The 19,004-nt window shown below is 36.8% G+C and carries 19 protein-coding genes; 7 read left to right on the forward strand and 12 right to left on the reverse strand.

What is annotated here, in order from left to right:
* Positions 1–86: 86 nt before the first annotated feature.
* The 4 genes from HR057_RS12135 to HR057_RS12150 form a co-directional block, all read right to left on the reverse strand.
* The gene (locus HR057_RS12135; protein WP_173731709.1) at positions 87–800 is read right to left on the reverse strand and encodes an ABC transporter ATP-binding protein; all 714 of its coding nucleotides are present in this window, start codon (positions 798–800) and stop codon (positions 87–89) included.
* Entirely contained in the window at positions 793–1,752 is a 960-nt protein-coding gene (locus HR057_RS12140; protein ID WP_173731710.1) for an ABC transporter permease, read from the reverse strand. The genes HR057_RS12135 and HR057_RS12140 overlap by 8 nt, the downstream gene beginning before the upstream one ends.
* A gap of 255 nt (positions 1,753–2,007) precedes the next feature.
* Entirely contained in the window at positions 2,008–2,520 is a 513-nt protein-coding gene (locus tag HR057_RS12145) for a nitrous oxide reductase accessory protein NosL (protein WP_173731711.1), read from the reverse strand.
* Positions 2,507–3,910 (reverse strand): right-handed parallel beta-helix repeat-containing protein, encoded by a 1,404-nt coding sequence (locus tag HR057_RS12150; protein ID WP_173731712.1) that lies wholly within the window; start codon positions 3,908–3,910, stop codon positions 2,507–2,509. The genes HR057_RS12145 and HR057_RS12150 overlap by 14 nt, the downstream gene beginning before the upstream one ends.
* A 537-nt stretch (positions 3,911–4,447) precedes the next feature.
* Here HR057_RS12150 and HR057_RS12155 point away from each other — a divergent pair.
* Entirely contained in the window at positions 4,448–6,895 is a 2,448-nt protein-coding gene (locus HR057_RS12155; RefSeq protein ID WP_173731713.1) for a Lon protease family protein, read from the forward strand.
* A gap of 388 nt (positions 6,896–7,283) precedes the next feature.
* On the opposite strand, the gene HR057_RS12160 is transcribed toward HR057_RS12155, so the two are convergent.
* Together HR057_RS12160 and yedE are read right to left on the reverse strand one after the other, a co-directional pair.
* A complete protein-coding gene (locus tag HR057_RS12160) occupies positions 7,284–7,460 on the reverse strand; it encodes a sulfurtransferase TusA family protein (RefSeq protein ID WP_173731714.1) in 177 nt (58 codons plus the stop codon).
* A gap of 92 nt (positions 7,461–7,552) precedes the next feature.
* A complete protein-coding gene (gene yedE, locus HR057_RS12165; protein ID WP_173731715.1) occupies positions 7,553–8,800 on the reverse strand; it encodes a selenium metabolism membrane protein YedE/FdhT in 1,248 nt (415 codons plus the stop codon).
* 182 nt (positions 8,801–8,982) lie between these two features.
* On the opposite strand from yedE, the gene HR057_RS12170 reads away from it, so the two are divergent.
* Positions 8,983–10,242 (forward strand): MFS transporter, encoded by a 1,260-nt coding sequence (locus tag HR057_RS12170; RefSeq protein ID WP_173731716.1) that lies wholly within the window; start codon positions 8,983–8,985, stop codon positions 10,240–10,242.
* A gap of 3 nt (positions 10,243–10,245) precedes the next feature.
* Here HR057_RS12170 and HR057_RS12175 read toward each other — a convergent pair whose 3' ends face one another.
* A complete protein-coding gene (locus HR057_RS12175) occupies positions 10,246–11,142 on the reverse strand; it encodes a sulfite exporter TauE/SafE family protein (RefSeq protein ID WP_173731717.1) in 897 nt (298 codons plus the stop codon).
* A 265-nt stretch (positions 11,143–11,407) separates the two neighbouring features.
* Between HR057_RS12175 and HR057_RS12180 the strand changes: the two genes are divergently transcribed.
* The gene (locus HR057_RS12180) at positions 11,408–12,223 is read left to right on the forward strand and encodes an amino acid ABC transporter substrate-binding protein (protein WP_173731718.1); all 816 of its coding nucleotides are present in this window, start codon (positions 11,408–11,410) and stop codon (positions 12,221–12,223) included.
* Positions 12,224–12,284: 61 nt separating this feature from the next.
* Here the strand turns inward: HR057_RS12180 and HR057_RS12185 are convergent, their stop codons facing one another.
* Positions 12,285–12,515 carry a hypothetical protein gene (locus HR057_RS12185; protein WP_173731719.1) on the reverse strand — a complete coding sequence of 77 codons (231 nt, stop codon included), beginning with the start codon at positions 12,513–12,515 and terminating at the stop codon, positions 12,285–12,287.
* 32 nt (positions 12,516–12,547) lie between these two features.
* On the opposite strand from HR057_RS12185, the gene HR057_RS12190 reads away from it, so the two are divergent.
* The 3 genes from HR057_RS12190 to HR057_RS12200 all read left to right on the forward strand — a co-directional run bounded on the left by HR057_RS12190 (position 12,548) and on the right by HR057_RS12200 (position 14,663).
* Positions 12,548–13,207 carry an amino acid ABC transporter permease gene (locus tag HR057_RS12190; protein ID WP_173731720.1) on the forward strand — a complete coding sequence of 220 codons (660 nt, stop codon included), beginning with the start codon at positions 12,548–12,550 and terminating at the stop codon, positions 13,205–13,207.
* A gap of 15 nt (positions 13,208–13,222) precedes the next feature.
* Entirely contained in the window at positions 13,223–13,969 is a 747-nt protein-coding gene (locus HR057_RS12195) for an amino acid ABC transporter ATP-binding protein (protein WP_196237937.1), read from the forward strand.
* 154 nt (positions 13,970–14,123) lie between these two features.
* Complete coding sequence (locus HR057_RS12200; protein ID WP_173731721.1) at positions 14,124–14,663, forward strand: hypothetical protein; 540 nt, start codon at positions 14,124–14,126, stop codon at positions 14,661–14,663.
* Positions 14,664–14,749: 86 nt separating this feature from the next.
* Here HR057_RS12200 and HR057_RS17390 read toward each other — a convergent pair whose 3' ends face one another.
* Together HR057_RS17390 and HR057_RS12210 are read right to left on the reverse strand one after the other, a co-directional pair.
* Positions 14,750–15,076: an FmdB family zinc ribbon protein gene (locus HR057_RS17390; protein ID WP_173731722.1), complete on the reverse strand. Its 327-nt coding sequence runs from the start codon at positions 15,074–15,076 to the stop codon at positions 14,750–14,752.
* 119 nt (positions 15,077–15,195) lie between these two features.
* A complete protein-coding gene (locus HR057_RS12210) occupies positions 15,196–16,209 on the reverse strand; it encodes a WG repeat-containing protein (protein ID WP_173731723.1) in 1,014 nt (337 codons plus the stop codon).
* Between the two features lie 145 nt (positions 16,210–16,354).
* Here HR057_RS12210 and HR057_RS12215 point away from each other — a divergent pair, with 145 nt between their 5' ends.
* Positions 16,355–17,272 carry a ketopantoate reductase family protein gene (locus HR057_RS12215; RefSeq protein WP_173731724.1) on the forward strand — a complete coding sequence of 306 codons (918 nt, stop codon included), beginning with the start codon at positions 16,355–16,357 and terminating at the stop codon, positions 17,270–17,272.
* Between the two features lie 82 nt (positions 17,273–17,354).
* Here HR057_RS12215 and HR057_RS12220 read toward each other — a convergent pair whose 3' ends face one another.
* Both HR057_RS12220 and HR057_RS12225 read right to left on the reverse strand, forming a co-directional pair.
* Positions 17,355–17,579: a sulfurtransferase TusA family protein gene (locus HR057_RS12220; RefSeq protein WP_173731725.1), complete on the reverse strand. Its 225-nt coding sequence runs from the start codon at positions 17,577–17,579 to the stop codon at positions 17,355–17,357.
* A gap of 12 nt (positions 17,580–17,591) precedes the next feature.
* Positions 17,592–18,662 (reverse strand): YeeE/YedE family protein, encoded by a 1,071-nt coding sequence (locus tag HR057_RS12225; protein ID WP_173731726.1) that lies wholly within the window; start codon positions 18,660–18,662, stop codon positions 17,592–17,594.
* Between the last annotated feature and the right edge of the window lie 342 nt (positions 18,663–19,004).

A 19,004-nucleotide genomic window follows, 5' to 3' on the forward strand; every position in this document is an offset into this window, starting at 1 on the left:
ATATTGTACATATTTGTGACAGGTAATGGATTGCATAAAAAAGCGCCAAATCAACAGCGGCGAACTGCAGATTTGGCGTTTCAGCTTTAAGCAACGATATTTGCTTTTTCAAGAAGTTTTAGAAAAACATCCTCGAGTGTATTTGTATTGTATTTAGCATAAATGTCTTGCAAGTTGCCACTTTCTTTTACTTGACCTTCAAATAAAATAAAAATGCGATCGGAAATTTCAGCAACATCTCTCATAATATGGCTGCTTAAAATAACAGTTTTCCACTCTTTTGTTAATTCCTTTATTATTTTCTTGAACTCTATGACCCAATATGGATCTAAGCCATTCGTTGGTTCATCGAAAATATAGACATCGCAATCGGCGAGTAGAGCTTGAGCAAGATTTACACGTTGTGCCATTCCTTTTGAAAAAGATCCGATTTTTTGATGGCGAACATCCCAGAGCCCCACTTTTTTTAAGATCGCATCAATGTCAGCGAAACTTGCATCAACGAATGTTTTGTAATAGTTTAATACTTCAACAGGTGACAATTCTTTTGGAAAATTCATATGGTCAGGCATATAGCCGAACCATTTTTTCTTAGTCGTATGAAAATGGATCGTACCTGATGAAGGTTTTTCAATTCCTGTTATCAGTTTTATTAATGTACTTTTTCCCGCTCCATTTCCGCCACAGAAAACAACACATTCCCCTTTATAAATGGAAAGGTCGGTCGGAAATAATACTTGTTTTTTTCCATAAGATTTTGTAACATTTTTTACTTCAAGAATCAAACCGTTATTAGCCAAGGCGATCTCTCCTTTTAGCTATCGTAAAATTGGCCAGAAATAAGGCGATGGCAATCATGAAAAGGGATGATAAAACTACATAATTTGTAAAACGGCCGCTTTGCCCCCATTGATCGATAATTAAATATTCCGGTCCAAAAATATAGTTAGCATTCAATTTCGTGATGGACCAGACTCGTAATGATTCAATTGGATTGGATAAAATGAGAGCAAGCATGCTGTTTAATTTGTATGCATATGGTATGAGATCAACGATCGAAAAAATGATAAACTCATAACCGAAAACTAGAAAGCTCCAAGCGCATAAAGCAAAGGACAAACCCTGCATTCTTGTAGAGCTTATAGCGCCAATGAATACTGAAAGGGCAGAAAAAGTGATAATCAGAAAAATATTTAATAAAATCAATGTTTTGTAATAGCTTATTTCCGCACCGTCCGTTGTTAAAAAAATGATAACGCCAAATAATCCATACGTAATACCTAATGCAACGAGAAGTGAAATAGAGAGTGCTAAAAATTTGCTTAATAAATAATAAAAGTAAGGTTTTTGATACGTTCGATAGAGAGACAGCCGGCCATCTTCTTTATCGGCGACAATCGCATTCGTACCAAAAATTAAACTAATAATCGGCATTACCCATAACGATAAATTCATTAATAAGGCCATGGCACGATTGTATCCGGATTTTTCATCGATAGTGCTTTCGTCTTGTTGGATTTCTTCTAATCCAAAATAAGATGGATCGATCGTACCGGTATCAATTTTTATTCCTGAATCTGCGAGGCCATAGCTTATTTCTTGCGGATCAGCTTCCAATGACTTTAGACCATAAAAGTAGAATAGAGCTGCCATAATCAATAGTAAAAGCATAAAATTGAGCAGCCACTTACTCCGCAATAACAGCCGCAATTCGTAAGAGGTCATTGCCCTTAAAGTTTGGAAAGCTTTCATTTTCATCATCCCTTTATGATCAATGTGCATCTTGAAGAAAAAATGAATATATACTTATGGCCAATTTACCTTGTTGTTTCGCTTAGTAATTTTTTGACTAATTTAGTGGCTTGATTTTTGTCTAGTTGATTATCATTTTTGGAACTCTTAATCGTTGTTTCAGTATGATGTCCACTTTCAAGTTTCTTTGTTGTTTAGTGCAAGATTTTACTCATGCCCTGTTGTTGGTCACAGTAATATTGATCGACTCATTTATTATTCCTTTGAATGTCCGTCTTGTTGTTCTGTATGTTCCATGTCGCCATGTCCGGCTGCCTTTAGGGCTTCAACATCTACTTTTAGCAGCTTTTCAGGAGTATAAAGTTCACCACCATGTTCAGCTTTGAAATTGTAAGCTTCTTCTTGTGACTTAAATGCTGCAAAGTTATATCCCATCGGAGAGCTGACAGTATCATTTTGTACAAAATAAGCTTCATATAAATTGACCCATTCATCTGTGTGATAGTCATGAACAAAAATATTAGCTGCTTCTTCTAAATGGTCCCGTAAAAATATGATCATACAGCCAATGTCATCAAACTTTTTCGGTGTTCCGTCTTTTAAAATTACTTCACTTGATGCTTTCAAATTTTGAATCCCCATATGGCATTCATCGCAGCTGTCAACGTTCGTGTCAATTGACACTGGCTCAAAAGCACTTTTGCCGCTGCAACCTGCTAAAATACCGAGTAATAACAAAATGATGACTGAAAAATTACGCACTTTCATGTTTCGTCCTCCTTAATTTCCATAATGTAAAAAAGCTAATTGATAAAAATCCTGCAAATAAGCAGCCATCAACGAAGTCCATTTCTTCATGCATATTGCCATTTCCTTCTAATATTTGAGAACGTTCTATGACAATTGGTTCTTGGAGCGGATATTCATCAATAATAAATTGTTTAGAAGGAATGGCTGTAAATTGTTCAATGGCATTCCATAATCGGACGGCAGGACTGCCTGAGAAAATTTGCAAATATGGTTCATCTGCTGTTAAATGGTAAAAAACATCACCGCTTTTATAGGCATAAGCAACCGTTTCAATAAGAAAGCGGTCTTCAGGCTCGGAAGTTCCATTTAAGGAATCGTTCCCTAATCCTAAATCAATGTGTGTTTGATCATCCCAATAGTTTCCATATCCATCACGGTTAAACGAATTTACATTGTCTTGATCTGTAATGACTTGCTGAATATTATTAAAAAAGTTATTTAAGTAAATTTGATTGTTTTCAGATGTTTTGCCAAGTTCAATACCTTTGTCATTTTCAATAAATTCATTAAAAGAAATTTCATTTCTTTTTCCATTTTCAAAATAAATGCCTTTGTTATTTTTCTTAAAAATATTAGCAGAAATAGTAGAATCGAAAGTATCGAACAAAAAGAGTCCTGCTCCTTCGAGCGTTTTGTTTTCATAGAGAAGGTTCTCTTTAATTGTTAGCCGCAAACTTTGCATAATCATTAACCCATTGCGATTGTTTATTAATTGATTTTGAGTAATGCCAACATCTTCCGAATCCATCAAATGGATGCCGTATCTTGTTTTAATAATTTGATTTCCAGTTAATAGACAGAGGTTAGAATATGAAAGATAAATACCATCGTTTGATTGATAAATATAATTATTGCTAACGATTGTTTGTGGCGCTTCAATTAAATAAACGCCGTGGCCTTTATGAAATTTTTCATCTTGAAAACTTGTAATAACATTTCCTTCGATTTGATGACCATAGCTATTTTTTAAGACGATTCCATGAAAGACGTTATAGAGCTTATTATTCTTTATAACACTGCGATTTCCGTTTACATGAATCCCAGCATTTTGAGAGCCGCTTCCTTCGATTTGCAAATTTTCAATTGTAACATCATCGGCATTAATTGTGATGACATTTCCTTGATTTGGCCCTACAAGTGTTGCCCCAGTTTCGCCTTTAATGGTTATAGACTTATCTATGGTAAGAGTTCCTTTATAAATTCCTTCTTTCATTACGATAACATCATGGTCAGATAAATTTTCGAGAGCCATTTGCAGTTCTTTTTCATTAGAAACTGTCATTTCTTCAGCATGGCCGATGCCGTTCAAAAAGAACAAGCTTATGAGAAATAAAAAGAATGTTTTCATTTCATAGAAAACTCCTTTTCGCAAATTATGCACTTTATGCACTATTTCTATATATCAAACTATATCAAGGTAACTAATCGAAACAGTGTGATTAATATCACGAAAAATGCCTGGAAATTTGGAAAGTTTGTGGATGTTTTATATGGAAAATAAGAAATTTTTATGTTGAAAATGTGAAACGGTGGAAGGGATGTTGTATGAATCGGATAACTAAAGTTTCCATGGAAAAAAGAAATTTGTAATTGAATTGCGAATTTTCGCGAAAATTGACAGGAATATTTGTCTTAATGAGGAATTAATAGAGTATACGTTCATAGATTGTCGAAAGAAGTTTCCCACTTCAAAGATTAGAAGTCTAGGTGAGAGCGAAATGGGAGATGGAAGTCGCCAATTTAAGCTAAAAGATTTGGAAGAAAAGGCTCGGTAATTTTTAGGGTCAGCTTAATGAAAAGCGAATACCTCTCAAATCTAAGGTTGATCTAGCTGTCGTTTACAACAAGATCCAAATGCTGGACAACGTAAAGAAAGGAGAATTGTATGAACCGAGAAGATTATGAGGCTGTGTTAGCGCTTCACAGAGTTCCAGTATCAAAGTTGCAATCGAAATTTGATCCAAATAAATTTCAATTTGAAACAACGGCAGATCTTGAAAAAATGCCAAATGAAATGATTGGTCAAAAACGTGCTGAAAAAGCGATGGAGTTTGGCTTGGCTGTTGAACAATCTGGTTATAATGTTTTTGTAGTCGGTCCTGCTGGTACAGGACGTATGACATATACGCAAGATAGTGTAACAAAAATGGCGAAACAAAGGCCAATTCCTGATGATTGGTGTTATGTTTACAATTTTGAAAACCCCGATAAACCGGTTGTTATTCCTTTCCCGGCTGGTCAAGGGCAAAAGTTTCAACGGGAAATCGAAATATTACTAATTGATATAGAGCGTCAAATTCGGTCGGCTCTTACGAGTGAAGTGTTTGAAAAAGAGAAGCGGAAAATTCTTGATGGTTTCCGTGAAAAAATTGAGGCACTTTGGGAAGAAACTGAAGCATTTGCCTTGGAAAATCAAATTAAAATTGAACGAACACCAACGGGCATTGAGACGTTTCCGCTATTGTTTGGCAGACCAATGGATATAAAAGAGTTTGAACGTCTATCAGATTCAAACAAAAAGATCATTAAAGAAAGAGAAAATATTGTAGAAAATAAGATTGATGAAACATTCTATCAAATTTTTAAAATTGAAGAGCAGTTAAGGAAAAGCGTAAACAAATTCATTATGGAAACGGTTGCCCACTCAATTGAAGGACTTTTCCAACCGCTTCGGGAAACTTACAAAGATCATCCAAAAGTGCTCGATTATTTGGAAGCTTATTTTCATGATGTTGTAACCCATTACTCAGTTTTTATGGGAAATAACCAAAACGAACAGCAAAATATTTTAAATACGCTGCTAGGTTCAAAAGAACAATATTTGCATCGCTATACCGTGAATTTATTTGTCAATAACAGGCATTTAACAGGGGCGCCGGTTATTTATGAACCGAATCCTAATTACCATAATTTATTTGGAAAAGTGGAATACCATGGTTCGTTAGGAAGCTGGGTTACTGATTTTACTTTAATTAAACCCGGGGCGCTTCATTTGGCGAATGGAGGGTATTTAATTCTTCAAGCGACAGAGTTATTGCAGCATCCGAATACATGGGCTAGGCTTAAAAGGGCGCTGCAAACCGGGTGTATTCAAGTTGAGAGCGCTTTTGAAGAACATGGGGTATTGCCGACAACCGGTATAAAACCGCAGCCAATTCCTCTAAACTTGAAAGTCATTTTAATTGGCCCTTATTATCTATATGATTTGCTTTCAATTTACGATGAGGAATTCCATAAGCTTTTCAAAGTAAAGGTAGAATTTGTAACTGTAATGGACAAAGACGAAGAAAATAGTCAGAAAATGGTCCGGTTTGTGAAAAACTTTGTAGAACAGGAAGGGTTGCTGCCATTTCACCGGAGGGCCATTGCCAGGGTAATTGATTACAGTTCCCGCTTAGTAGCAGAGCAAACGAAATTATCAACAGATTTTCATGAAATTACGAAAGTGCTCGTTGAAGCAAGCTATTGGGCGCAAAAAGATGGAGAATCAATCGTTGATGATAATCATGTTGAAAAAGCGCTCGTGGAAAAAGCTCTTCGTTCCAATCATGTATCTGAGCAATATCGGGAAATGATTCAAAACGGAACAATAATGGTAGAAACGGATGGATACCGGATTGGTCAGATCAATGGATTAGCAGTACTCGGAACGAGGGATTCCGTTTTTGGCATTCCAACAAAAATTACTGCACAAACGTATGTGGGTAAGAGCGGGATTATAAATATTGAAAGGGAAACAGCGCTAAGCGGACAAATTCATAATAAAGGAATGATGATTTTAACAGGTTTCTTATCTGGTGAATTTGCGAAAAATCGCCCGATTCCTTTATCAGCTAGTATAACGTTTGAACAAACGTATTCGCTGGTTGATGGCGACAGCGCTTCAAGCACAGAGCTATATGTATTATTATCGTCGTTAGCTGAAGTGCCGATTTATCAAGGCATTGCGGTTACAGGTTCAGTAAATCAATGGGGAGAAATCCAGCCGATTGGCGGGGTTAATGAGAAAATCGAAGGATTTTTCCATATTTGTAAAGAAAGAGGATTCACCGGCAAGCAAGGTGTCATTATACCGAAACAAAATGTCAAAAACTTAATGTTGGCAGATGAAGTAGTTCAAGCTTGTTCCGAAGGTCTCTTTCATATTTGGGCAGTCAGCCATATTGCAGAAGGTATTGAAATTTTAACAGGGGTTAGAGCAGGGAATATCCGAGATGAAAAAGGCCAATATCCGCCAGGCACAATTTTTGCTAAAGTTGAAGAACGGTTTGTGAAAATGTATGAAATGTTCAATAAACCATCCGAAAATGTAAAAAATACTGAATCCAATTAAAGCTAAAAGGTATTTTCATAGTTTGTGATCAATCTCCTACCTTAAATGTTTTGAAGGTGAATCTTGCGAGAAGGTGGGAGATGGTCGCCTTTGGACAAGAGATAACTTTTTTCCATCTCGATTGCCCGATTTTCAATGATTTATTGTTATTAACTTATATAAAGAAAATACAGAAAAAATTTAACTTGCGAAATGCAAGTTTTTATTTTTGAGATAACAGGTTATTCATGGGGATGCTTCCTAAAGTTTCTTATATAAGCTTGAAGAACTTTTTCAACTTGACACATTGGGAAGGTTGCTGAAATAAAAAACAAGGGAGACCTATAATTTTGCTCCCTTGTTTTGTTTAAGGTTTTACGAAAAGTTTTGCCGATCTATTTTTTGAGAGCTATTTTACCCGGATTAGAAAGTATAAATCCGGTCCCACTTTTTCTGGTTCTTTGACTAATTCATATCCATGTTTGACAACTTCTTCTGGGACACTTCTGAAAGATTGCGGACAGTCGGCAATGACTTGCAGTGTCTCGCCTGATTTCATCGTTTCTAGCGCATCCAGCGCATACATGACTGGATATGGTCATGGTTCGCCGCGAATATCTAGAATATAATCAATACGTTCTTCTTCCTTCATTTCTTTCACCTACTAAAGTTTTAATGTTAAACTGTTTGTTGTTTTGTTGCTAGTGATTTCTTTGCTTCCACTTTTAATCCTTTGCCATAACGGTAATGATTTTCCCACCAGTATGAAAATAAAAACCAAATCGCTAATAAAAGGAGTGTGCCAAATAGTGCTTGGTACGGCCCCCACGCTTCGATTAAATTAATGGCAGGCCAGCCTTCTGTTAAAGCGTTGTATAAACCGAGATGATCCCATGCATAGGCAAGTATCGTTGCTCCAAGGATATTTCCTACCCCTACAATCCAAAAGTGCACTTGTCCTTCCATCGCCCGGTACATCCAACCTGTTTCGCACCCACCTGCAAGGACAATGCCAAGACCAAAAAGCAGTCCGCCAATGGCTGTACTTGGTGCGGATACTTTAATGAGCGCTTGCATACCAGATTGAATGAAATAGAAAGTGAGAATGACACTAATGGCAACACCGACTGCTAAAGCTTTTGTCATGACCGCACGGCCGCTCACCCATAAATCACGGAAAGCGGAAGTAAAACATATTTGTCCTCTTTCAATTAAAATTCCAAACCCAAGACCAAATAAAGCGGCAGCTGCCAATAAAGCTTTTCCATTTACGATATAAACTGCCAGAATAACAGCAAAAAGAACTGCTACTATTATTCCTAAATAAACTTGCAGATTGCTTGTTTTATTAACTTTTTGCACTACAGTTTTATTTGATGCAATTGCCATTTTCTTTTGGAAATTTGGTTTTCCGCGCCACCATGATGTGTTAATAATTTTAACGCCGATATAAGTTCCAATGCCGGTCGTAACCATGAAAATCCAAGAGTGAAATGAAAATTGCGGGATTCCGGTAAAAAATGCAGCTAAGTTGCAGCCTAATGCCATTCTTGCTCCAAATCCGGCAATGATACCACCGATAAACCCTTGAACGAGTCGCCGCTTTTGTTGAGGAATGCGGATTTTGAAGTTTTTCCCTAGCAAAACGGTAATCAGGGCACCGGCAAACATACCGATAATGATCCATCCATCTGTACGGGTAAATGTTGTTCCGTCCATTTTTACTAGATTAAAATAAGCCCAGTTTGAAATGTCGACGCCAAAAAATTGCAAAATATGGCCGCCGAAACGGGTGAACTCACCGGTAACTGCCCAAACTGTTCCTGTTACAGCAAAATAAAAAGCACTCAATATACCAGCGAGGCCTACGGCAATATATGGGTTCCAATATTCGCCTAAAAGTTTGTTGTAAAATGCTTTGAACATCCCAATTCGCCCCTTTCTTCATTCGTATTTTCAATTATGTAATGATATCTATTTTATTATAAAGAATTCTTATAATGATAATAATTATTTTTTATTTGTCGAGAAAAAACGTACTGTTTTTTTGTTCATAGAAGACTGAAGTATTATAATAGATAAATAGTTGAATCTAGGGGTAGAGAGACTTGGTTAAAGAAAATAGCAAATATAGATGGGTTGTATTTTCAACTGTATTGATGGCATATTTTTTAATCGTAAGCCAACGAACAGCTCCTGGCTTAATTTCTGTTCAGTTAATGAATGAGTTTCAAATATCTGCTAGTTTGATAGGAATCCTTACGAGTGCTCAGTTTTTTGCTTATGCAGGATTGCAAATTCCAATTGGGATTCTTTCAGACCGTTTTGGACCAAATATATTTTTAATAACAGGTACGATCTTGAGCGGAATCGGTACAATTTTATATAGTATTGCACCAAATGAATATATTCTTCTATTGGCAAGAACGATGGTTGGCGTTGGCGATGCCACCATTTGGATTAATGTCGTTCTTATTTTAAGCCAATGGTTTAAGCCGAATGAATTTGTTAGATTGCTTGGATTTGCGGGAATGAGCGGGAACCTCGGTTTTTTGCTGGCAACAGTTCCTTTTTCTGCGTGGATTGCTTTAATGGGGTGGAGGATGCCGTTTTTAACGACAGGAATTATTCTTTTTCTAATTGGTATATTGCTTTATATTGTTTTAGTAAAAATTCCGAAGAAAACGATGAAAGATGTGGTCCGGCAAACATCGATGAGAATAGAAAATCGGGAAAAAACGTTGAATATTCTATTAAGGGTTTTTTCAAATCGCCAAGCATGGGCAACTTTCTTTTGTCACTTCGGGATTGTCGGAACGTATGTTGGTTTTATAGGATCATGGGCGGTTCCATATGGAATGCATGTGTATAGTTTGACGCGATCGGAAGCGAGCCAACTTATTTTAATAGGTATTATTGGGGCGATTATTGGTGCTCCGATTACAAGCTGGCTGGCCAGCCGGGTGCATTCCATTAAACGTCCATATGCAATTGTTCATTTGATCGTATTTTGTTGTTGGCTTGCATTTTTATTTTTTAGTGGGAAGCCGCCTTTTTTTATGCTCATTCTTTTATACTTTTTCATCGGTTGTGGTATTGGAGCCAGCGCCTTAACATTTGCGATCGTCCGGGGGTCTTTTGCAATGAAAGAAGTAGGTGTTGTTTCTGGTTTTGCCAATACAGGAGGCTTTTTAAGTGCTGTTTTATTGCCGGCTATTTTCGGAAAAGTTTTGGATCATTTCCAATCGATGGATACCGCTGTTGGTTATCAATACGGCTTTTGGATACCGGTGGCATTTTCTCTAGCCGGATTAATCGGTGTGTTTCTAATAAAGGAAAAAGAACAGGAAATAGAAAAAGGCGCCTAAATATCAATATGAATTTAGGCGCCTTGATTCGTTTTGACAGCTTTCTTTCTTTAATTTCCAAATGACATTTCCTAAAGCAAAGATCCATAGGATGGAAAGAACAACGTACGTATAGAGGCTCGTAATGTAAGAGGCATTGAGCGCTCCTAAAAGCGTTCTTATATTAGTTATGATTATCATGCCGCCAACAAGGGCCCCTAACAAATTCGTTGGGATTATTTTTACGAGCCAAGCAGCAATGGGTGCCGCAATAAGACCACCGATCATAAATGCAATAACCCATTGAATGTTTATTTGTGACCATCCTATTGTCAGTAGAAAGCCGATTGTAGATGAGAGAGCGATTGCAAATTCACTAGTATCAACGGATCCGATGACTTTTCTCGGTTCCATATCATTTTTTGTCATTAAAACAGGTGTTGCAATTGGACCCCATCCCCCGCCGCCTGTTGCATCGAAAAAACCAGCGATAAAACCAAGTGAGATTAAATGTTTGTGATTCCTTTTTGTATTGGCAATTTTCGAAGGCTGGTTACGGTGAAATAAAAATCTGTACATTACAAATATGCCTAGAAGCAATAAAAATGTGGATACAAATGGTTTGATGATCTCGCCGGGAATGCTCCCTAAAAAACAGGCTCCAAGAAAAGCACCGATAGAACCAGGTAAAATTAATTTACGAACAACTTGTTTGTCGACATTCCCGAAGCGGATGTGGGAAATGCCTGATGCTGCTGTTGTTACAACTTCAGCCATATGAACGGAAGCAGATGCAACTGCAGGAGCAATGCCGAACATGAGCAATAAAGAAGTGGAAGTAACTCCGTATGACATCCCTAATGTTCCATCAACTAATTGTGCTGCAAATCCGATCAAAGCAAAAATAACCAACCTTCTCAAAGGTACCTCTCCTTTATATTTATTGTGATTAACTATGGATGTTTTTTCGTCTGAAAGTTCACAAGTCTAACGTAAAATATGTTTGATTTCCAAAACGGGTTCTTTGTCTATATAAAAAAAGGGCGTTTATCACGATTGTTTATAGTCGAATTTTGACGTAAAATTGTGTAAAAATTTTATATATTGTTGTTTCACTAATGTTATAGTGTTATAATGTATTAGCGTACTAAAGTAAAATTAAAATTTAAAAGGTGGTCTATTAAATATGAAACGGCTTTGGACTATGATTCTAGCAATCGGGCTTGTACTCGCACTTGTTGCAGGTTGTTCTTCAAATTCTCAATCTAAAAATCAAGAACAATCTTCGGATTCTTCAACCACTTCATCTGAAAAAGAGACATTGGTGATTGGTATTGATGATAAATTTGCACCAATGGGTTTTCGTGATGAAAATAATGAAATTGTTGGCTTTGACATTGATTATGCAAGAGCAGCAGCTGAAAAAATGGGTGTAGAAGTGCAGTTCCAACCAATTGATTGGAAAACGAAAGAAGCAGAGCTTAACAGTGGCAGAATCGACTTGATTTGGAATGGTTATACTATTACAGATGAACGTAAAGAAAAAGTATTATTTACGAAACCATACTTAGCAAACGCTCAAGTAGTTGTTACACTAGCTGATTCACCTATTGAAAAACTTGCTGACTTGGAAGGAAAAGTTGTTGGTCTTCAAGCTCTTTCTTCTGCAGCAGATGCTTTAAATGCAAACCCAATTAAAGATAAAATTAAGACAGTTACAGAATTTGCCGATAATGTAACGGCTCTCAACGATTTGAAAAATGGCCGTATTGATGCGGTAGTTATCGATGAGATTGTGATCAACTACTATATGACAAAAGAGCAAGAAACTTTTAAAGTGCTTGAAGAATCACTTGCACCTGAAGAATATGGCGTAGGTGTGAAGAAAGGCAATGAGGAATTATTAGAGAAATTGCAAAAAGCACTTGATGAGTTAAATGCAGACGGCACAGCCGCTGAAATTTCTAAAAAATGGTTTGGTGAAGATAAAATTTTAAAATAATACATTGGTGAAGGCGTCGCGAAAAGAACTTTTATCATAGAACTATATTTAGGTTCTTTTGTTAACGACTAATAATTATATATTTTTTCCTCTTATTTTCACAATATGAATCAAAAATGGGCAGTCTCGAAAGTGTCTGGCATCCATATGCAGGAAGCCAACGCATCTGCATAATCGTATGTAGTGCCTGACAAATTTGAGACAGCCCTATTTTTGTGATTTTTGTAAAATAATCGAAGCCAGTGATTTTCTCTATATTAAGAAGAACATCAATTGCCCCGATTTGATCCATTGAACGTTTCCTTAAGTTGGAGGTTTTCATTTATGTCTTTAGATTACATGATTTCGATTACAATGCCGATGCTCGAAGGAGCGAAGATGACAATTCTTCTGTTTTTCATTGCCATTATCGCTTCCATACCATTAGGGTTTTTGTTAACGCTTCTAGCAAAAAGCAGATTTAAGTTAATCGCGCGGCTAACTCAAGGTTACATATATGTCATGCGCGGTACGCCGCTTTTGCTGCAATTATTGTTAATTGCTTTTGGTCTGCCGATGCTTCCAGTTGTCGGTGAGTATTTAGTTCTTGATCGATTTGTTGCAGCATGTCTAGGGTTTATTTTAAACTATGCAGCTTATTTTGCAGAAATTTTCCGTGGCGGTCTTCTTGCTATTGATAAAGGACAATATGAAGCTGCTCAAGTGTTGGGGTTAAATAAATGGCAGACAACAACGAGGATCATCTTGCCGCAAATGTTTCGCATTGCTCTTCCAGCAGTTGCAAATGAATCGGTAACTTTAGTGAAAGATACGGCACTTTTATATGCTGTTGCGGTACCAGAATTGCTGCATTTTGCCCAAACAGCTGTCAACCGTGATTTTACAATTGTTCCATTTTTCCTTGCAGGAGTCATTTATTTACTCATGACAATGGTATTAACAGTTTTCTTTAAATGGCTGGAACAAAGGCTTAAGTTTGAATAGAGGAGGTGCAAGGAAATGGCTATCATTGAAGTTTCAAACCTTAAGAAATCTTATGGCAAGTTAGAAGTTCTGAAACAAATTACGTTTGATGTAAATAAAAATGATGTTGTTGCGGTTATTGGTCCATCTGGTTCGGGTAAAAGTACAATGCTCCGCAGTCTCATCCATCTTGAGGAAATAGATGGTGGGAGCATCAAGGTTGATGGCGATTATTTAGTGAAAGATGGGGTTTATGCAAGTCCCCATGAAATTAAACGGATTACCGCTAAAATGGGAATGGTATTCCAGCATTTTAATCTTTTTCCTCATTTAACGGTGAAGGATAATTTGGAAATGGCTCCTCGGTTATTAAAGCGAGAGGACGTTCAAGTTATTGAGCAGAGAAGAGCCGAACTGCTTGAAAAAATTGGTCTTACAAAATGGGCCGATGCTTACCCGTCCAGGCTTTCAGGTGGTCAAAAACAAAGGGTGGCCATTGCCCGCGCTCTTATGATGAATCCTGATATTTTGTTATTTGACGAGCCAACTTCAGCATTGGATCCGGAATTAACTGGTGAAGTGCTGCAAGTAATGAAAGACTTAGCTCAAGAACATATGACAATGATTGTTGTAACCCACGAAATGGGGTTTGCAAAAGAAGTTGCCAACCGCGTCATTTTCATGGATAACGGAGAAATCGTTGAATCCGGACATCCAACAGAGTTGTTTGAAAATCCGCAGTGTGAACGGACGAAAGCATTTTTGAACCGCAGTTTGAAGTAGATGTTTTTGCCTTCATTTATGAATGTTTTGAGTTAAAAAGGAATGGCTGCCATTTAACTATAATTTTTTAAGATGCAAAAATTAAAAAATAGTGTAACAAAAAATGAATCCCTTCGACTAAATAGTAAAAGTCATTTAGTTGGAGGGGATTTTTTTGAAGAAAATAGGGATGGTAGCATTGTTTTTGTTAATAGGTATTTTATCAGCTGGTTGTGGAACTGCATCTCAAGTGCCAGAAGGGGAGCAGCCGAACGAGGAAGTAAGTAACTCTGAGGTAGTATCAGAAACAGGGGATCAAGATATAGCTAAGGAAGTAGAACAAGTTGTTAAAGATTTTGGCAGCAAGCTGCAAAATGTTTCTCTCATGGCACCTGAAGATGTATTAAGTGAGAGTATGAAAGAAAACTACGGAAATTATGTCAGCGAGCAATTGATCGAAAAATGGCTTAGTGATCCGCTCAATGCACCTGGAAGATTGACATCAAGTCCTTGGCCTGACCGTATTGAAATCACAACAGTTGAAAAACTTTCTGAAGATGAGTATCAAGTAGAAGGTACTATTATTGAAATTACTAGTGAGAATTTAACTGATGATGGAATTACTGCAAAAAGGCCAATTACACTTTTAGTAAAGCAATATGATGGAAAGTGGCTAATCGAAGATGTAACGATGGGAGATTATGTGAATGAGTAGTATCGGGAGCGAGTGGGGGGCGAAATTAAACAAATAATAGAAGGCATAAAAATATCCGCGAAACTCGCGGATTAACAGCCACCTGCTCATGTGAACCCTCTTAATGGAGAGGTATGGCTTCTACTTTGGGAGGCGCCTGAAACGATAGTGTCTTTCACATTCACTTTATAGATTCTTTCATTCTTTTCACTGCCACAGGATGGGCATTTGACATCAGCCAACTTTGAAAATGAAATCATGACTTGGTATTCTTTTTGGCAATTTTGGCAGCGCAAATCGTAAAGGGGCATCGTTAACAGCTCCTTTTTTTGTATAAATACATATACATATATAGGTATATAATAAATCGCCTGCATATTCAAGTTATTTTTGAATTTAGTTAAAGATGGCAATTGAATGTACTTCGATCTCATTTTTTAAAATTCCAAACTTTCATTACATCTGTTTTTTTATATTTTTGGTGGAGGTAGTATTAATAAGCAGCTATTCCTCCTATAAATACTGCTGTAAACTTGCCAATGCCCATCCCATATTAATCACTAGTCCATATGATGTTTCCTTCTTTATTTATATAGCCAGAGGTATCGTCGTTATAAATGGCTGCCAATCCATTTTGGAATGGCCTTGCTTTTTGAAACGTTGGTGGAATAATAATGTCGCCATTCATGGAAATATATCCGTATTTTCCGTCTTGTTTCACTAAAAATATTCCTTCAGTCTGAGGTTCGATATTTTCAAACTGAGGTGCTAAAACAAATTTTCCTTGTTTATTAATAACTCCAAACTTATCGTTTATTTTTACGATCGCAAGACCATGAAAAAATCTGCTGGCCATGTCAAACTGAAAATCAATAACAATACTTTCATTAAGGTCGATATAGCCGAAAAGGTGGTCCTTGGAAACAGCAACAAGCCCATCTGCATAGCCGCTCATATTTTTATAAATAGGTTCAATGACAAAATTTCCTGTTTGATCTATCAAACCATATTTATCATTGATAGATACAACTGCAAAACCTTCGTGAAAGGCAGTGGCAGTATCAAATTTCGGTGGTATGACCATCTTTCCATGTTGATCTAAATAGCCATATTTCTCATTTAAGCGAAAGGCAGCAAGACCTTCTGAATAGGCATTAATACAATCATAAGATGCTTCAAATAGTAATTTTCCTGATTTATCAATTACCCCATACTTTTTTCCTTTTTCAAAAGATGGAATGACAGAAGCGAGTCCTTCATGAAAAGAATTTGCTAGTGCAAATTGCGGAGTAATTTCATATATTCCTTTTTCATTAATATAACCATACTTGTCTCCTGTTTGTACGACAGCTAATCCTTCAGAAAAATTTTCAGCATAATCAAATTGAGGTTCAATCACTATTTTCCCTTGTTCATTAATAAATCCATATTTGCCATTAACATTCATTACATATAGATGTTTAAACGGAACATCATTGACTGCTACTAGCTGTTGTTCAGATGAACAGCTGCTGATAACAATGAAAATAAAAAACATTAAGAGCGCAGATAGAGATTTTTTTCCCATTTATATCACCTCTTAATTTCCATTATACTACATACCTTATTGGGTATGTGAAGTATAATGGAAAAAGTAATAAAAATAAGGTGACCGGTCATATTATGGTAATATTATTTTTAGACATTCGTATTAAGAAAGGGCTTGAAATAGAATGGAAATAAAAAAAGTGTCAATGATTGGATTGGGGGCTCTAGGCATTTTATTTGGTCATCATTTGTCCAAGCGCATGCCAAAAGAAGATTTAAGAATCGTTGCTGATAGAAAGCGGATTGAGAAATATGAGACTGAAGGAGTTTATTGTAATGATGAGCGGTGCAATTTTAATTACGTCGCTCCAGAAGAGAATTGTGAGCCCGCCGATTTGTTAATATTTACAGTAAAAAACAGCGGTTTAAAGGATGCGATAAAAGCTGTAAAAAATCATGTTGGTGAAAATACAATTATCATTTCTGCTTTGAATGGGATTTCGAGTGAAGCCATCATTGGCGAAACATATGGCATGGATAAACTGTTATATTGTGTTGCCCAAGGAATGGATGCTGTTAAGGTAGGAAATAAACTTACATACGAAAATATGGGAATGTTATGCATTGGTGATCAAAAGCCTGGCATTATTTCTGAAAAAGTGAAAAGGGTTGCTGCGTTTTTTGAAAAACAGAACGTTCCGTATGAAATTGAAAAGGACATGTATAAAAAATTGTGGAGTAAATTTATGCTAAATGTCGGTGTAAATCAAACCGTTGCTGTTTATGGAAGCAACTATGGTGATATTCAACGGGAAGGTCCGGCAAGAGAGATGATGATTGCAGCGATGCGGGAAGTGATAACACTTGCTGAAAAAGAAGGGATTATGTTAACGGAAGACGATATTACATATTGGCTTCATGTTCTAAGCAAATTAAGTCCGGAAGGGAAACCTTCGATGGCTCAAGATGTGGAAGCCAAGCGTTTAAGTGAAGTTGATCTTTTTGCAGGAACAGTGTTGGAATTAGGGAAAAAACACGGCATTCCTACACCTGTAAATAAAGAATTGTATGAACGGATTAAAGAAATTGAAAGTCAATACTAAATGAATGAAAGAAAAGGGCAGTTCGACTTCTGAACGCCCTTTTTCAACATCCAAACATTTTAGAAACTTTCATTAGTTCTGTTTATTTCTTTTGAACAGTAATTGTCCAAGCGGCATCGCCAATTTGTTCGAAATTGGTTACTTTATGACCTTCCTCAGCAGCCCAGCGAGGAATGCTTTCTGTTGCTTGGGTGCAATCAAATTGAATAACTAATTCGTCACCGGAATTTAACTCCTGTATTGCTTTTTTTGCTTCAACTAGAGGAAATGGGCAAACTTGACCCATTACTTCTAAAACTTTTTGCATGATTAAGACCTCCTAAGCTGTAACTGTTGTTTTTGATGCAACTTGTTTTGCTGATCTTTGATTTACACGGATAAATATAAAATATGATGCAGTCCAAGTTCCTAAAATCATAAATAATAATCCGATCCAACCTTGCCAAGTCATCATTGCTGTCATAACTAAACCGTTTCCGATCGAGCAGCCGCCTGCTATACTTGCACCAAAACCCATGAAAAGGCCTCCGATGAAACTTCTAATTCCCGTTTTTGTATCTGGCATTCTGAATCGGAATTCTCGGCTCATTTTTGCAGCAAAGAAAGAGCCTAAGAAAATTCCAAGAACTAGAAAAACACCCCAGTTTAAAATAGAGATATCACCGCTGACTAAATATTGAAGAATATTCGCTGTCGGTGTCGTAATCCCGAGTCCAAATACCCGACCTGTTGCGGCGCTAAGCGGCCAAGCGATCGTTGCGATTACACCTACGAGAACTGCAGTAAAAAACGGATGCCATCTTTTTTCAAATAATAAATGAGCTAGGCCTGTACGTTTCGGTTTCATTGTCGGAATGATTACTTTTGGCTTTTTAAGTTCTCTAACGACAATGATTAAAATGATTGCTATGAATATACCGATCACAATCCAATTGGAGATACCGAAGCTGTCAGCAATTGAGTTTGATGGTAGTTGGGTCGTTTTAAATGCTCCATTAATTGGCGCCAAAGGTCCAGATTTCATGACTGCACTCATGACCATATATCCTGCTAAAGCGATCCAACTACCAATGAGCCCTTCCCCTGCACGATACCACGTACCAGTTGCGCAACCGCCGGCAAAAACAATTCCAATCCCGAAGATATAGGAACCAATAATGACAGCAAGCCAAGGAAAAGTCCCAGCCGTGTATTCGAAAGCACCGTACTGAATAAGTGCATATACGCCAATACTTTGAACAGCAATGGCAATTAATAATGCGTAAAACATTCGATTATCCTTTGCAATATACATATCGCGAAATCCACCAGTGAGGCAGAAGCGGCCACGTTGCATAACAAAGCCGAGAAGGGCGCCGCACAATAAGCCGGTTACTATCATCTGTACCATTATTTTCATCCTCCTCAATTAATTCCCAAGTAAGTTGATAGGAATATATTAAAATGAGTCTGCCATTTCGTCAATATTTTTGTTTTAAAAATTTTCCAAATAAACCATCATGCAATCTTTGAAGGGGTAATGACATTCACACATCAATCATGAAATAGATACTAAAGAATGATAATGTTTCATAAGTGAAACAATATTGAATAAAAGTCAGTGGACTGTATGTTAGGGGTTGAATTTCCTTATAACAAATGTTTCATTAAATGGAAAGATTTAAATAGGCAAATCATTCAAATTTTGATAAAGTAATAATTAAAAAATAAATATACAATGATTATTTGGAGG

This window comes from Calidifontibacillus erzurumensis, from assembly GCF_013303125.1.
Taxonomy (GTDB): Bacteria; Bacillota; Bacilli; order Bacillales; family Bacillaceae_J; genus Calidifontibacillus; species Calidifontibacillus erzurumensis.

What these genes read in the sequence shown, in the direction of transcription:
- HR057_RS12140 (WP_173731710.1), bottom strand. Translation starts at nt 1,752, where the DNA reads ATGAAAGCTTTCCAAACTTTAAGGGCAATGACCTCTTACGAATTGCGG.
- HR057_RS12145 (WP_173731711.1), bottom strand. Translation starts at nt 2,520, where the DNA reads ATGAAAGTGCGTAATTTTTCAGTCATCATTTTGTTATTACTCGGTATT.
- HR057_RS12150 (WP_173731712.1), bottom strand. Translation starts at nt 3,910, where the DNA reads ATGAAAACATTCTTTTTATTTCTCATAAGCTTGTTCTTTTTGAACGGC.
- HR057_RS12155 (WP_173731713.1), top strand. Translation starts at nt 4,448, where the DNA reads ATGAACCGAGAAGATTATGAGGCTGTGTTAGCGCTTCACAGAGTTCCA.
- HR057_RS12160 (WP_173731714.1), bottom strand. Translation starts at nt 7,460, where the DNA reads ATGTATGCGCTGGATGCGCTAGAAACGATGAAATCAGGCGAGACACTG.
- yedE (WP_173731715.1), bottom strand. Translation starts at nt 8,800, where the DNA reads ATGTTCAAAGCATTTTACAACAAACTTTTAGGCGAATATTGGAACCCA.
- HR057_RS12180 (WP_173731718.1), top strand. Translation starts at nt 11,408, where the DNA reads ATGAAACGGCTTTGGACTATGATTCTAGCAATCGGGCTTGTACTCGCA.
- HR057_RS12185 (WP_173731719.1), bottom strand. Translation starts at nt 12,515, where the DNA reads ATGGATCAAATCGGGGCAATTGATGTTCTTCTTAATATAGAGAAAATC.
- HR057_RS12190 (WP_173731720.1), top strand. Translation starts at nt 12,548, where the DNA reads ATGTCTTTAGATTACATGATTTCGATTACAATGCCGATGCTCGAAGGA.
- HR057_RS12195 (WP_196237937.1), top strand. Translation starts at nt 13,223, where the DNA reads ATGGCTATCATTGAAGTTTCAAACCTTAAGAAATCTTATGGCAAGTTA.
- HR057_RS17390 (WP_173731722.1), bottom strand. Translation starts at nt 15,076, where the DNA reads ATGAGATCGAAGTACATTCAATTGCCATCTTTAACTAAATTCAAAAAT.
- HR057_RS12210 (WP_173731723.1), bottom strand. Translation starts at nt 16,209, where the DNA reads ATGGGAAAAAAATCTCTATCTGCGCTCTTAATGTTTTTTATTTTCATT.
- HR057_RS12215 (WP_173731724.1), top strand. Translation starts at nt 16,355, where the DNA reads ATGGAAATAAAAAAAGTGTCAATGATTGGATTGGGGGCTCTAGGCATT.
- HR057_RS12220 (WP_173731725.1), bottom strand. Translation starts at nt 17,579, where the DNA reads ATGCAAAAAGTTTTAGAAGTAATGGGTCAAGTTTGCCCATTTCCTCTA.
- HR057_RS12225 (WP_173731726.1), bottom strand. Translation starts at nt 18,662, where the DNA reads ATGGTACAGATGATAGTAACCGGCTTATTGTGCGGCGCCCTTCTCGGC.